The organism is Paraburkholderia sp. SIMBA_053 (assembly GCF_046534895.1).
Lineage (GTDB): Bacteria > Pseudomonadota > Gammaproteobacteria > Burkholderiales > Burkholderiaceae > Paraburkholderia > Paraburkholderia caledonica.
The window spans coordinates 1-276 of record NZ_JAWRXU010000601.1 but is presented as its reverse complement, the minus strand read 5'-3'; the positions used below and the strand labels follow the sequence as shown (position 1 = coordinate 276).

1 pseudogene is annotated in these 276 nt (G+C 59.8%); it reads right to left on the bottom strand.

Annotation, left to right across the window (positions count from 1 at the left end):
* Positions 1 to 276 (bottom strand): annotated as a pseudogene (locus tag SB753_RS37005) (glucosidase); the annotation flags it as partial.

Below are 276 nucleotides of genomic sequence, written 5' to 3'. Positions count from 1 at the left end.
CCACACCGGTCCGCGCCAGTTGGAATTGCCGCCGAACATGCCGGTATTCGATTCGGCCGGCAGGTATTGCACCTTGTACTCCTGTCCGCCGACGTTGATCACATAAGGATGTTCCAGGTGATACAGGGAGAGCGAACGGATGCCGTGCGGCCCGAGGAAGTCGTTCTCGTCGAGCATATAGCGCAGCACCCGTTCCAGCTTGCGCATGTTCAGAATGGACAGCAGCCTGCGCTGGTTATAGCCGATGAAGCCCGTGTCGGTCGGGGCAATCTGCGC